Origin of the sequence: Bradyrhizobium erythrophlei, from assembly GCF_900142985.1 — a bacterium.
GTDB lineage: Bacteria > Pseudomonadota > Alphaproteobacteria > Rhizobiales > Xanthobacteraceae > Bradyrhizobium > Bradyrhizobium erythrophlei_B.
This window is the reverse complement of the sequence record NZ_LT670849.1, coordinates 1,470,095-1,483,084: the sequence shown is the minus strand read 5'-3', so window position 1 is coordinate 1,483,084 and position 12,990 is coordinate 1,470,095. Positions and strand designations below refer to the sequence as shown.

Annotated in this window: 13 protein-coding genes and 1 pseudogene; 4 read left to right on the top strand and 10 right to left on the bottom strand. The window is 59.1% G+C overall.

From position 1 onward, the window contains the following. Nucleotides 1–230: 230 nt before the first annotated feature. The 3 genes from BUA38_RS06925 (at nucleotide 231) to BUA38_RS06915 (ending at nucleotide 3,793) form a co-directional block, all read left to right on the top strand. On the top strand, nucleotides 231–1,829 hold the full coding sequence (locus BUA38_RS06925; protein ID WP_072825905.1) for an NAD(P)/FAD-dependent oxidoreductase: 1,599 nt from the start codon (nucleotides 231–233) through the stop codon (nucleotides 1,827–1,829). A 4-nt stretch (nucleotides 1,830–1,833) separates the two neighbouring features. Then, nucleotides 1,834–2,295, top strand: a complete 462-nt coding sequence (locus BUA38_RS38440) for a cytochrome c (RefSeq protein ID WP_338076342.1) — start codon at nucleotides 1,834–1,836, stop codon at nucleotides 2,293–2,295. A 274-nt stretch (nucleotides 2,296–2,569) separates the two neighbouring features. Continuing rightward, nucleotides 2,570–3,793 (top strand): M20/M25/M40 family metallo-hydrolase, encoded by a 1,224-nt coding sequence (locus BUA38_RS06915; protein ID WP_197685918.1) that lies wholly within the window; start codon nucleotides 2,570–2,572, stop codon nucleotides 3,791–3,793. Between the two features lie 168 nt (nucleotides 3,794–3,961). Here the strand turns inward: BUA38_RS06915 and BUA38_RS06910 are convergent, their stop codons facing one another. The 5 genes and pseudogenes from BUA38_RS06910 to BUA38_RS06885 all read right to left on the bottom strand — a co-directional run bounded on the left by BUA38_RS06910 (nucleotide 3,962) and on the right by BUA38_RS06885 (nucleotide 9,925). Further along, complete coding sequence (locus BUA38_RS06910; RefSeq protein WP_072817272.1) at nucleotides 3,962–4,924, bottom strand: substrate-binding domain-containing protein; 963 nt, start codon at nucleotides 4,922–4,924, stop codon at nucleotides 3,962–3,964. A gap of 297 nt (nucleotides 4,925–5,221) precedes the next feature. After that, entirely contained in the window at nucleotides 5,222–6,166 is a 945-nt protein-coding gene (locus BUA38_RS06905) for a metallophosphoesterase family protein (RefSeq protein WP_072817271.1), read from the bottom strand. A gap of 279 nt (nucleotides 6,167–6,445) precedes the next feature. Further along, nucleotides 6,446–7,395, bottom strand: a pseudogene (epsC, locus tag BUA38_RS06895) (serine O-acetyltransferase EpsC). A 324-nt stretch (nucleotides 7,396–7,719) separates the two neighbouring features. Next, nucleotides 7,720–9,153 carry an FAD/NAD(P)-binding protein gene (locus tag BUA38_RS06890; protein ID WP_072817268.1) on the bottom strand — a complete coding sequence of 478 codons (1,434 nt, stop codon included), beginning with the start codon at nucleotides 9,151–9,153 and terminating at the stop codon, nucleotides 7,720–7,722. 199 nt (nucleotides 9,154–9,352) lie between these two features. Next, nucleotides 9,353–9,925, bottom strand: coding sequence for a flavin reductase family protein (locus tag BUA38_RS06885; protein WP_072817267.1), 573 nt, complete (start codon nucleotides 9,923–9,925; stop codon nucleotides 9,353–9,355). A 517-nt stretch (nucleotides 9,926–10,442) separates the two neighbouring features. Here BUA38_RS06885 and BUA38_RS36520 point away from each other — a divergent pair. Next, entirely contained in the window at nucleotides 10,443–10,616 is a 174-nt protein-coding gene (locus BUA38_RS36520; RefSeq protein WP_156898421.1) for a DUF3606 domain-containing protein, read from the top strand. A 108-nt stretch (nucleotides 10,617–10,724) separates the two neighbouring features. Here BUA38_RS36520 and BUA38_RS06875 read toward each other — a convergent pair whose 3' ends face one another. From BUA38_RS06875 to BUA38_RS06855, 5 genes are all read right to left on the bottom strand, one after another. Continuing rightward, complete coding sequence (locus tag BUA38_RS06875) at nucleotides 10,725–10,895, bottom strand: hypothetical protein (protein WP_156898420.1); 171 nt, start codon at nucleotides 10,893–10,895, stop codon at nucleotides 10,725–10,727. Nucleotides 10,896–10,933: 38 nt separating this feature from the next. After that, a complete protein-coding gene (locus tag BUA38_RS06870) occupies nucleotides 10,934–11,170 on the bottom strand; it encodes a hypothetical protein (RefSeq protein WP_244553204.1) in 237 nt (78 codons plus the stop codon). Nucleotides 11,171–11,243: 73 nt separating this feature from the next. After that, nucleotides 11,244–11,486: a transcriptional regulator gene (locus BUA38_RS06865; protein WP_072817265.1), complete on the bottom strand. Its 243-nt coding sequence runs from the start codon at nucleotides 11,484–11,486 to the stop codon at nucleotides 11,244–11,246. Between the two features lie 96 nt (nucleotides 11,487–11,582). Then, complete coding sequence (locus BUA38_RS06860) at nucleotides 11,583–11,792, bottom strand: cold-shock protein (RefSeq protein ID WP_072817264.1); 210 nt, start codon at nucleotides 11,790–11,792, stop codon at nucleotides 11,583–11,585. Between the two features lie 247 nt (nucleotides 11,793–12,039). Next, nucleotides 12,040–12,975 (bottom strand): LysR substrate-binding domain-containing protein, encoded by a 936-nt coding sequence (locus BUA38_RS06855; protein ID WP_083587486.1) that lies wholly within the window; start codon nucleotides 12,973–12,975, stop codon nucleotides 12,040–12,042. Between the last annotated feature and the right edge of the window lie 15 nt (nucleotides 12,976–12,990).

Genomic DNA, 12,990 nt, shown 5'->3' with positions numbered 1-12,990 from the left:
GCAGGCCTCGAAACGATTTCACTTTGCTACCCACCGTTATCCAGGCGGAGCGGAACTTAATTGCGTTGAGCAGGTCTCGTAAGAAACATTAGCCGCCACCGGCTTTTCAGGTACCGGATCTTCCGACCCGCCTACGCCTTTGCCGAGCCAGTTTGATTGGAAACCGAGGTTTGCGCCGGTGGCGAACTGCTCTTATGCTCTTCACGCTGTCGGGACGGAAACAGGTGGCTATGCACAACGATACCGAGGCGGTTTTGACCAGGCGAGGTCTGCTTGCGCTCGTAGGATCGGTCGCCGGAAGTGCCGCAATGTATCAGGCCATGACCAGCCTCGGCTTCGCCGCTGAGTCTAGGTATAGAGGCCCGATCAAGCTGGAGGGAGACGCGAAGGGCGCATCGGTCCTGATCCTTGGCGCGGGACTTGCCGGGATGACGGCGGCGCTCGAATTGCGCAAGGCCGGCTACAGGGTCCAGGTATTGGAGTTCAACAACCGTCCGGGAGGACGCAACTGGACGATAAGGGGAGGGGACAAGTTTACCGAACTGGGCGGTGCCGAGCAGACTTGTGGGTTTGAGGAAGGTCTTTATCTGAACCCCGGCCCGTGGCGCATTCCCTTTCATCATCGTGCCGTGCTCGATTATTGCAGGCGTCTCGGCGTCACGCTTGAGCCGTTCATCCAACTTAATCACAACGCCTTTCTGCACTCGTCCGCCGCCTTTAACGGTCGGCCACAGCGCATTCGCGAGATCAAGTCCGACTTTCAGGGCCAGGTTGCGGAATTATTGGCCAAAGCTACTCAGCAGAGCAAGCTCGACGAAGCGGTGTCGACGGAAGACAAAGAGATCTTGCTGCAGGCGCTGAGATCGTGGGGCGCGTTGGACAAGAACTACGCTTATAGCGCCAGTCTTGTTTCGGCGAATTTTCGCGGCTACGCCCGGGATCCCGGAGGCGGACTCGCCGCGAGACCGGTTGCAGGCAAACCCGCGAACCTGTCGGACATTCTGGAATCCAGGCTCTGGCGGTATCTGCAGAATTTCGCGTTGTACCAATTCCAGACCACCATGTTCCAGCCCGTCGGCGGCATGGACATGATAGGCAAAGCGTTCGCCAGGGAAGTCGGCGACCTCATTCAGTACGATGCGAAAGTTACTCGTATCCAACAACACGATGGCGGCGTGGCCGTAAGCTATGTCAATTCCAGGACGCCAGGAATGACGCAAGTTGCTAAAGCCGACTGGTGCGTCTGCACGATTCCCCTTTCGATCCTGAGTCAGATCCCCATTGATGTGGGCTCGCGCATGAAGGCCGCCATCGACGCAGTTCCCTACGCTTCGTCTGTCAAAATCGGCCTCCAATTCAAGCGCAGGTTCTGGGAAGAGGACGAAGCGATTTACGGGGGGATCACCTATACGGACCTGCCAATTCGCCAGATCTCGTACCCCAGCAGCGGGTTCAATCGTAACGGACGAGGCGTGTTGTTGGGCGCCTATGTTTTTGACGTGGCAAATTCGTTTGAATTCACGTCCATGGCGCCAGCGGACCGGATCGCGCGTGCCGTCGAATTGGGATCCAGTATTCACCCCCAATATCGAACCGAATTCGAAAACGGAATTGCGGTGGCCTGGCATCGAATGCCTTTTACGCTAGGTTGCGCCGGAAGCTGGACGGATGAGGCGAGAGAAGATCATTACGACGATCTGTGCCAGATCGACGGCCACTTCGTTCTTGCGGGCGAACATGCGTCCTACATTCCCGCCTGGCAGGAGGGTGCAATCTTGTCGGCGCTCGATGCGATCACGCGGCTACACGAGCGCGTCGTAAAGATGTAATCCGATGCGACCGATACAGCGCAACGAGCGAAGACAAAATTCGATGACATCGTACGGCTATTGTTCAACCGCTGTATGTCTGGCCTTGATTGCATTGGCCCCTTCGGTAGGGCGCGCGATTGCCGAATCCAATTCGCCGTCCAGTGCGATCTTGAGTCCGGGCTCCAGATTTTCGGAATCGAATGGCGCCGAATTGTTTGCGGGTATCTGTCAGGGCTGCCACATGCCGGACGGCAGAGGCGCGGCAGGGGCAGGCTATTACCCGTCCCTCGTCAACAACAAGAACCTCGAAGCCAAAGCCTATCCGGTCTATGTCGTGGTTCGAGGGCAGCGTGCGATGCCTCCGGTCGGCTCGATGATGAGTGATGACCAGGTCGCCGAAGTCGTCAACTATCTCAGAACGCATTTTGGCAATCAGTATCAAGACACGGTAACGGTCGAAGACGTCAAGCTGGTCCGGCCATAGTCCATCCGCGACAACAGCGAATCGAGGTGGCCCTCGAGATTGTGTCGGTCCGCGGAATTTGGCTTGGCGGAGGAGTAATTCGATGAGCAAGAGGTTAGGCGTTCTGGTCGTTGTGCTCGCTCTCGTGTCGAGTGCCGCAGGAAGTGCCAGCAAGGCTGACGAAAAACCTTCCGAGCTCTGGCTTGCGACCGCATCGAGCCTCGGGCAACGGGCGCTCAGCGATCCCGCTGCTTTCGATTTCGTACGATCCCTGACGACCGAAATCGGGCAGCGCTTGGCCGGAACTGCTGCCCATAAGCGGGCGGTCGCATGGGCTGAAGCACGGTTGAAAGCAGCGGGCTTCGAGAACGTGCATTCCGAACCTTTTACCTTCCCAGCCTGGATTCGGGGCGAGGAGAAGGCGGAGATCGTAGCCCCAATCCCCCAGCATCTCGCCATTACGGCATTGGGTGGCTCGATCGCCACGGATGCCAACGGTATCGAGGCCGAGATCGCATTGTTCCGAACGTACGATGATCTGCTGGCAGCGGCTCCGGGATCGCTCGCCGGGAAGATCGCAATAGTGACCCAGCGCATGGTAAGGGCCCAGGACGGGAGCGGCTATGGTGCCGCAAACCCGATCCGGCGTTCTGGTCCGTCGGAGGCCGCAAAGCGCGGCGCCGTAGCTTATCTGCTGCGCTCGCTTGGTACCGACAGCCATCGCCTGCCTCATACTGGTGCTCTGACTTACAAGGATGACGCTCCGCGGATTCCGGCTGCTTCACTGGCCGTGCCGGATGCCGAGCAGCTTGAGCGGTTGGCGGCTCTTGGTCCGGTCAGGATTCGTCTTGTGTTAAGGCCAACGGTTGAAGAGAATGCATCGTCGTGGAACGTCGTCGGCGAGTTGAAGGGAAACGAGCGTCCGGATGAGATCGTCCTCATCGGCGGACATCTCGATTCCTGGGATCTCGGCACCGGTGCGACCGACGACGGGGCCGGAACCGCCATAGCCTTCGGTGCGGCTCGACTTATTGGCAGCCTGCCGCAACGCCCAAGCCGAACGATCCGTGTCGTCTTGTTCGGCGCTGAGGAGATGGATTTCAGCGGCGCCGCTTATGCCCAGGCTCACCAAGGGGAGATCGGCAACATCGTCGTCGCTGCTGAGGCGGATTTCGGGGCTGGAAATGTCTATTCCGTGCAGCTGCCGCCCGGCGCTGCCGGCAGTGATTTCGGTCGCTTGTTGCAGCGGGTCATCGCGCCGCTCGGCGCTAATGTTGACAGTCGGCCGGCCCTTTTCGGTGGCGAAGACATTCGCGATCTGCACCGAGCGGGCGTTCCGACAAGCTCACTGAGGCAGGATGGTCTTGACTATTTCGATACCCATCACACCGCAGACGACACGCTCGACAAGATAGATCCGAAACGGCTCGAGCAGGCCGTCGCGGTGTGGACCGCTTTCACTTACCTTTCCGCGACATCGGGTGTTGATTTCAGAAGCCTGGCATCGACGGCAAAATAGCAGCGCGCCAGGCCAGCTTGCGAGAGCAAATTGATCCAGCGATGCGGCCGGCTATCGACAGGCCGCCGGTCACAAATCATGGGTCGCGCCAGTACCGAGCGAGTTCAGGAGCGTTGGCAGCGGGATGGCTTTGCCAGGGCGATCCCGCTCCAAGCTTGTTCCAGACAGTTATTTGACGTTCGGCTTGAGGAGTTCTTGCGCGCGCGCAGAACTCAAATTCGCCTTGGTGATCAGCGTTGCCTCAATTTCGATATTGGCCGGCACCTTCTCGCCCTTTGAGGCTGCGAACGCCGTCTTGACGCCATCATAACCCATGCGAAACGGGTCCTCGACGATCAGTCCGGTAATCACATCGTCTTGCAGGAATTTGACCAGTTTTTCGTCCGATCCAAAGCCGACGACGTGGATCTTGTCCTTTGTCGTCTTTTCAGCCACCGCTTGGCCTATCGCCTGCGTCATGACTGGATCTGAGACGAATACGCCGCGCAGATCCTCCATGCCGGAAATAAATCCTTTCATGATCTCGATGCCCGTTGCGGGTTTGCCGTCCGCGACCTTTTCGGCAGCGACATTCATCGCACCGTATTTCGCGGCAACCAGATCCTTGAAGCCCTTGGCGCGCTGATCCAGCGAGGGGACACCGGACGTGAGGTTGATTATCACGACGTCACCCTCCGCATCGGCATATGTTCTCTGTATGGCAGCAATAAGCGTGTCGGCTGCAACGCCGCCCGCCTTAAGATTATCGATCGCAAGCAGCGACGTCATCGCTTTGGTGTCGGCTGCAGAGTCAATCCCGATCACCTTGGTTTTTTTGGCCGCTTCCTCGATCGGCTTTCCGAGGGCGGCAAATTGCGCCGGCGCGATCACGATTGCCGCCGCATCGGCTGCTGCGGCTTTTTCCAGCACCGCAATCTGACCGTTTACGTCGGCTGCCGATTGCGGACCGAGACCCACGACATTGACGCCGAGGTCGGCACCCGCCTTGCGGGCGCCGGCGAGGACAGCCTGCCAATAGGGCGAGCTCAAGTCCGTCACGATCACGGGAATCGTTGGCTTGGTTTGAGCAAAGGCGGGTGATAAAAGCGCAACACTGACAAGGATGCCAGCGATAAGACCTATCTTCTTCATTATCTCTCTCCTGATTTGGGGCTTCGCGTCGTTTGTATCGAACGGGAGATCGTGGGATCTCGCGTTCCGCAGGCGCGGCAGTGTCAAAATTCGTGTCGTGCCAAATTCGGCAACTCGCTTCGATCGCTTGCGAACGCACGTCTTGCATATGCAGCGTCGTGCCACCGAGGCCCAACCTTCTCCAGGGAGTTCGGCGAAGGGACAGGCACCGGTGACACGGTCGCCGTACCACCGACAGTCAGATTCTTTCCTAGAGGCGATGACAAAGAATCGAAATGCCAGCGGTGCGAAGTCTGCTCAGGCCGTTGCCAAAGGTTGGTCGGTGACGGCGAGCAATTCCTTGCCCTGCGTGTAGATGACGGTTCTGATGCCCAGCACCGAGCGCAATTTTTCTGCCGGAACGACCAGGGGCGTCGGCGCAGGAGCCGAACCTGGCGCCGGCTGAGGAAACGCCGTGGACCTCGCGGTATGAAAGTTGACGCTGCCTTCAACCTTCTGCATCAGCTGGTGAATGTGCCCATTGAGCACCGTCACCGAGCCGAAGCGCTTCAACATGGATAGCGCGTTCTCGGAATCTTCGGTGCCCCAGCCCCATTCCTTGGAGATCGTCCATAGCGGAATGTGGGCGAAGACGACGATAGGCGTGGAGGCGGAAAGACCTTTCACGTCATCGGCCAGCCACGCCAGCTGTTCAGGTCCAAGCTTGCCCATGCCGCCGGCCTCGATGTTCATCACATTGTTGAGACCTATGAAATGGACGCCATTCTGGTTGAAGGAATACCAGCCCGTGCCCTTGGTGCCTTTGCCGTAACGCTCGAGGTAGGATTTGAGCGGAACATCATCGAGGTTGTCGTGTTCGCCCGGCACGTAGTGCGTGTCGAGCCCCGAACTGCCGATGACTTGCGCGGCGTCGTCGAACTCCTTTGGTTTCGACAAATGGGTGATATCGCCGGTGTGCAGCATGAAAGACGGCTTGTTGGGAAGTGCCTTGACCTTGGCGATGGCCTCTTGCAGCGTTCCAAGCGCGTTCGGGTTCGCCTTCTTGTCAAAACCGACATGACTGTCGGAGATCTGAAGAAAGGTGAAGCCGCTGCCTTCAGCCGCCTGCGCCGATCCGATCAGGCTCGATCGTGGAATGCCGCCGCTCACTGTCCACAAAACACCAGTGCCCGCCCAGAGCATGCATTCGAGGGCATGACGGCGACTGACACCATCTTCGTGATGGTCATCGTAATCTGACATAGCGTTTCCTCATTTTTGTTTTGACCAGCATTGGGCCAGCCAAAACGTCAGACTGAGGACACGAGAAGAATATTTCCTTGCGGCGTACACGAAGGGGTGAGGTGTCCTCGATCGCACCTGAACCTGAAACGAGCGTCCGCCGCCAATCGCGCCCGGATGTTCATGGTCATCGCTTGATCAGCTCAGCGAACGCGTCGAGATGGGTCAACATCTGTTGAACGACACCATAGCGGCGCTCATGTCGGGATTAGAAAACCCGTTTGACAGGAGAGCTTCGGCTTAGCGGCCCGATTTGTTGCGGGCGGTCGCCTGCGTCACGATACTTTTGGGTGGAACGTCCTGGGTCAGCCAGACGTTGCCGCCGATGGTCGAACCCCGACCTATCGTGATCCGTCCCAGAACTGTGGCGGCGGCATAGATCACAACGTCGTCCTCCAGGATCGGGTGCCGCGCATCGCCCTTGATCAACTTGCCGTCGTCGTCGCTGGGGAAGTCACGGGCGCCCAGCGTCACCGCCTGATAGATGCGCACATTATCGCCGATGACCGCCGTTTCGCCGATCACGACGCCCGTGCCGTGGTCAATGAAAAAACCGGATCCGATGCTGGCGCCCGGGTGGATATCGATTCCGGTCCGGGCATGCGCGATCTCGGCAAACAGACGAGCGATAGCGATGCCTTCAATCGATGAAGGATATGGGCAAGCCGGTGATGAATGATCGCCGTCATGCCGGGATATCCGATCAGAATTTCCGGGAAATTCCGCGCGGCGGGATCGCCAATGAAGGCCGCGCGGAGATCGCTGATGAGGAGACCCCGTACGGTCGGCAGTTCAGACGCAAACTGACGCGTCAGGCGCGCTGCGTCATCGCGATGAAATCCCGGCGACAGTTCGTCCCCGATGAACAGCGCGCCGCGATGAATTTGTTCCGAGAGCTTGTCGAGCGCGATGCTCAGCGTGTGGCCTACAAAGTAATCGATATTTTCGCCGTCGAGATCGAACCGGCCATAGTGGCGCGGAAACAGCGCCTCCGTCAGCCTGTTCAGGATGTCCTCCAGTGCCTCGCGGGAGGGCGCGCGGCGCGCCTCGCCGTCGCGGCGGATGCTGTGGGTCTCTTCGCGGGATATTCGTAGCTCGGCGACAATGCGGTCGAGTTGCCAACGCTTGAGCGCCGTACCGCTGCTGTCGGTCTCGGATAGATCCTCTTCCGGCGGGATTTCACGTTTCATGTGCCACCGTCATGGGTGAGTGGAAGCTGGCCGCCGTCGCGTTGTCGGCCGGCGCCGATGTTCCCATGGAGGGGTGAAAACAGGAATAGTTCCGTATTCCAATTACGCTTTGCCGGGCAGTGTGATGGTTTTCCACGAGGCGGCCGATCAGCAAAGAAAATCTTCGCCAGACAAGGCCTATGCAGGATCGCCGCCGCTGCCGAGGAGTTCGCGCAAGTCCACGGATGCGCCGGCTCGCGATGAAATGATTTTGAAGCCTTTGAAGCGGCAGTGGGCCGGCGTCACCGGGTGAGGAGGCGACGCGCTATGAGGCGCAGTCAAAGCTTAGTGATGACCGACAAGGGCTGCTCTCGCTCTTGGCTCGTGAACCCCGCGTGGCACGGCGGGCGGGTCGAGAACGGGGAGCGACGTTCGGTTCGCTTCCTTGATCAGCTGTTCGGCGAGTTGAATGCACTGATTTCGGATATCCGGGACCGCACTTATCTCCCAGAAAGCCGCACGGGTCAGGGGACCAACGGCAAATAACCGCCGCGAAGACACGCCCCAGCGGTTGACGATCGCGCAGTCCGACCCAACCTCGATGCCGATACGCAGCGGATCAATCTGCGCCAGTCCCTGGTCAAGCAGGCTGCGCATCGCCGGATTGACTGTCGCAGCCGGATCCTTTGCGATTCCGGTGCAGTCTGCGATAGCTCCGACCCGGAGGTTCTCGATCGCGGTTTGGCCGCGGCGGCGATATCGGACATTCGCGCCAGTGGGATTCGCCGAGATATCGACGGTTTTGGCGGCGATCACGGTCAATCGGCGCTCCGCGATGGCTTTTGTGATCTTGAACTCGATTTCAGGCGCCATTCGATGGCGATGGATGTCCCACCAGGCCCGTGCATGCTCAAGGAAGCGCCGCCTGGAGTCGGGCGGAAGTTCGCGCCAGAGGCGTTGTGTGAAAGGACGAAGTCCGTCGATCACGCCTCGCCAGTTACCGCCCTGCGCGCGTTGGACATCGACGAGGTGTCGGAGCCAGCGCAGCAATTGACTGGCGTTGGCGCCGAAGGGTATCTGCGCTTCGTCGATCCGCAGCGGCGGCACTCGGCGGTGTGCCGTCGGCATCAATCCGCGGCGTGACATGGCGACGATGGGTCCCCGATGGCCATCGCGCAACATCGAGAGCACGTAGTCGACCATCGTGAGGCCGGTTCCGAGGACCAGGACGGAGGCGTCCCGGTCGATTCCAGCGGCGGATGGTGGCGCCCAAGGATCGGTATAACACGCAGCTGGGGATTTGCGGGAATCGTGTCCTGTCGCCAGAATGGCAACATCGCCGGCGAGTTGCGCGCCGCTCGCCAATTCCGCAACGACGCCATCGGCGTTGTCGCGGATCGAGACGCATTCGCCGTTCAGAATTCTCAAGCCGTCGTTTTCATCACCGCGTGAAATCAGCGGCTTGATCAAGCTGGCGATATAGTCGCCGTAAGCGCGTCTTGGCACGAAGCAGTAGCGGTCCGGGCATTGGCAGAGATCGCGCCCGGTCAGCCAGCGCCAGAAATGATCGGGATCCTCCGGCAACGCGCTCATATTGGCGGCGCGTACGTTGAGCAGATGATCCGGATTGCCGGTGTGATACGCTAGTCCACGTCCGATCTCGGGACGCTGTTCGATGATCGTCACGCGGAACGCGCGGCGCCCGAGACGAAGCAACTGATAGGCGAGAAGTACGCCGCTCGCGCCGCCACCGATAACGATCGCATGCCGCCTGATCATCTGACGCTTCCCCGCTCGTGACCGGAATGAACCGTTGTTCATAAACGCGGCGATAATGTGCGGCGTTCACTCACGGGTACAAATGACAAGATCATGCCATGCAAGGGCTGTTCGACAGATTAAACGTTCCGAACAGGAATCGCCCGGCGGCATGAATCTCATCGAGGAGATTGCCGGGCCGGCGAATGAGGGCGGTCAATCACCGAGCATGAGCAAGGGGAATGCTCACGTCTGCCAGCAAATCGAGATCGTCATCATGGGAAATCTCGACATATTGACCGTTCCAATAGACGAGGCTCGATACTCTCGAGGACAGGTCGAAATCGATCAGCCTGCCAATGATGATCCCGTGCGAGTGACGTTCGATGACTTCCTCAACGCGGCACTCCATTGTCGCCAGGGCGCGACTAAGCATCGGTACGCCGGACACACCGGTTACCCAATCGACGCCGTCGAAACGCTGACGGCCTTTGAGCGAGTTGTTGCTGAAGCGCTTTGCCAGATCCAGCTGGTCCGAGCCGAGGATATTGACGCCAAACAGCCCGTGGCGCTGGATCAAGGCGAAGGAGGATGCCTGTCTGTTGACGCTGACCAGAACACGTGGGGGCGAAGCACTCAACGACGTCAGGGAGGTAACGGTCATCCCTGAAATATCATCGTCTCGACCGGCTGTAACCACGCTGACGCCGCCGGCGAGACGCCGCATGATCAAGCGGAATTGCTGTTCGTCTTCGTCGATCTCTCCAACAAGATGAAGATCAGATCTTGCCATCCGGTTCTTCTCCGGCGTTACCAGTGTTGTTGATCAGCAAAGCTCTCGGCGGATTCCGCGCGCCGCGCGCATCTGCGACAGCATGTCGGGTGGGCTGGACACTTGTTCGGTTCATTCTCGCAACGCTAGCGGAGAGAAGTTGAAAACAGAGGAAGTACCCAGCCCGTATGACGAGGCTAGGTCTTTATGATTGTCAGCGTCAATTTTGAAGTTCGTCGCGGCGAAATATGATTGTTCGACAGTTGGCGCTCTTTTTGGAACGTCTTCGTCGAAGGAGCACTTGTCAGCCTTAATCCGGCGCAAACTCCGCTCCGGAAATCCGTCCATCGACACCAACGGATAGCATCGCCGGACGTTGCTGAAATTAGTACTGGTCCGACGGAACGTCGGACCCCGGCGAATGTTGCCATCAAGGAGGCGGAATCTTCGCAACGAGCGGGACGGACACCGTCCGCGACCGGAGCGGCGCAACGCCAGCTTGGTGGCAATCACTTCCCTCTGATCGCGAGCCAATTACATGAAAACGCGCAAGCCCACCTATTTCCGCAATTCGCTGGATATGAGAGATAAAGTGCAGGTCAAGGTCCTGCGCAAGCGACTCAGGCTGTCGGACGACCAATTCGCCAGCGTCGTTCGGAAGTCCGGAAGTTCGATCTCAGCGATCACCAAGGAGGCCGCTACCGTGAAGTGACGAACCGGCAGCCGCCGCTGTACGAGACCGCTGGTCGCCCTGTCCCCCTGACTGATACGCTTGAGTGCGGCGTTCGCATCAGAGGTCACGAACTTCGGAATCGGAGCTCTAGTTGAGATACTCCGCGATGTCCTCAAGCGAGGCATCGAAGCGCTCGCCGAGCACAACCTCGTTGTTGCTTTCCTTGACCAGCGCGTACTGACCGAGGTTGTCTTCGTGAATCGAACGGGACCGCGATTTGCGAATGGCATAGCCAAGCTTTCGCGCACGCGCTCGCAAGGCACTCTCCGTTGACAAGTGCATATGCCCTTTTCAACCTACAGCATCGTGAGATTGATAACGCCGTCTTCGATTTCGCTTCGCACAAATCGTTCGCGAGCGACGCGTTCGAATTCCGTCCGGTATTTGTGCAGATAGGCAAATGCCTGGTTCTGGGTTCGGAATGTCGTCTGAAGGCGGCACGCCTGCCGGACCGCGCCGATTGCCAGAACGAAGCTGATCGATTGTCCGGCGGGTGACTCGATGTCGGGCATGATCCGCACGCTCTTCGGCATGTTGCCATCTCCCCAGCCTGTGACAGAGACGCTGGCTTCCGCGTTGCGCGAGGTCGACCGTCGGGTCAGCAACTCATCTCGCGATCCGTGTCTTGCGTTTTTTCTTCGCCGGCTGTGGGAGCGCCGCCCGGGCACTGGTCTCGTCCGCTTCCCTGGCTTCCCGCAAAGCGCGAAGGCGCTGCATGTTCTTTCGGGTTTCAGCGGCCTGTTTTTCCGCATCCGCCATCGCGCGCAAACCTTCTTCCCGCGCCAAACGCTGCCGGTTGGCGCGCGCTATGCTTTCAGGAGAAGGACCGGCCGCTCGCTTGTCGTTCATGCTCCATCCAGATTTGCAACACAAAATGCCCGCTCAATCCCGAGATCGAGCGGGCAACACTGCCATTTCAGTACATCCGTGAAATGGCGTCGCGATTTAAGCCAGCGACAAATCCTCGGCGCTTACTTTACCACGCATCTTGTCGGTCTTGAGCTGGAACGAGACCTTCTGGCCCTCAGCGAGACCGGAAAGACCGGCTCGTTCGACCGCGCTGATGTGCACAAACACATCATTTCCGCCGTCGTTCGGCTGAATGAAGCCAAAACCCTTCTGGCCGTTGAACCACTTGACAGTACCTGTCGGCATTTCTCTTCTCCAAAGCGTATTCGCGTGACGTCACGCGATTTAGATCCAACTGGTCGGATGTCTTTGGGAAGGGGCCCGCAGGCGCGTTCGGAAAGGCACTGCGGCGAATTGAACCCCAGCAACGTAGGCGCTTTGGCGGCAAAGCACAAGGGCACTATGACGAATAGTCCGGCTTTTGACGACCAGATCAGGGGCGGGCGCCCCCTGTTCAATCGTTAATTGCGGCCCTGGCCGCGGCGGAAAATGGCTAGAAACGCCACCCCATCGACCCGGCCCAGTTCAGCATGAACTGTTCGGTCTCATGACCGGCCTCGATCAGCCAGGCGGCGAAGTCCCGGACCGGTGAGTTGCTGCCATCGTTCTCCACCCGGCTATAGGACTGATATTCGCGCTTCCGCAAGCCGAGTTCGCCGAACGGCAAGCAGAGTTGTCCGCTGATCAGTTCGTCGATCACCAGGAAGAGGGGAAACAGGCCGATGCCCATCCGCTCTTGCGTCGCCTGGAGCGCGAAGAACATCTGTTCGAAGCGAAGCGTTTCCTGCGCCGCATCGATTTCGACGCCGGCTTGCGAAAACCATTGGCGCCAGGGGTAAGGCTCGGTGAGATAGGTGATCAGGGTGTGATCTTTAAGATCCTGCGGCTTGCCGAGCCGCTGTCGCGACAGCAAATCGACGTGGCAAACCGGCGCTATCATCTCCGTCATGAAATGCTGCGAGCGCCAGCCTTGCGGCGGGTCGCCGACGTTGCCGCGGATCGCGACATCGAAGCTGTTGTCATGGGTATTGATCGGGGCAATCGAAGTCGTCAGCAGCGGTTCGACATCAGGCCGAAGCCGCTGAAAGGAAGAGATGCGGCGGATCAGCCAGCGCATGGTGAAGGTTGGCGGCGCGCTGATCCTCAACACCGAGTTCGAGCCGTGCTGTTTGAGGTTCATCGACGCCAGCGCCAGCCGGTCCAGAACGGCGGTGACTTCGCGGTAATAGATATGGCCGGCGGGGGTCAATGTGAGTTGCGACGGCGCGCGCCGAAACAGTTTGACGCCGAACCAGTCCTCCAGCAGCGCCACCTGCCGGCTGATGGCGCCATGCGTCACACGAAGTTCGTCGGCAGCCTTGGTAAAACTGATATATCGCGCAGCCGCCTCGAATGCCCTTACCGCGTTGAGCGGCGGTAATTTCCTCATCAGGGCGAAGTCTCC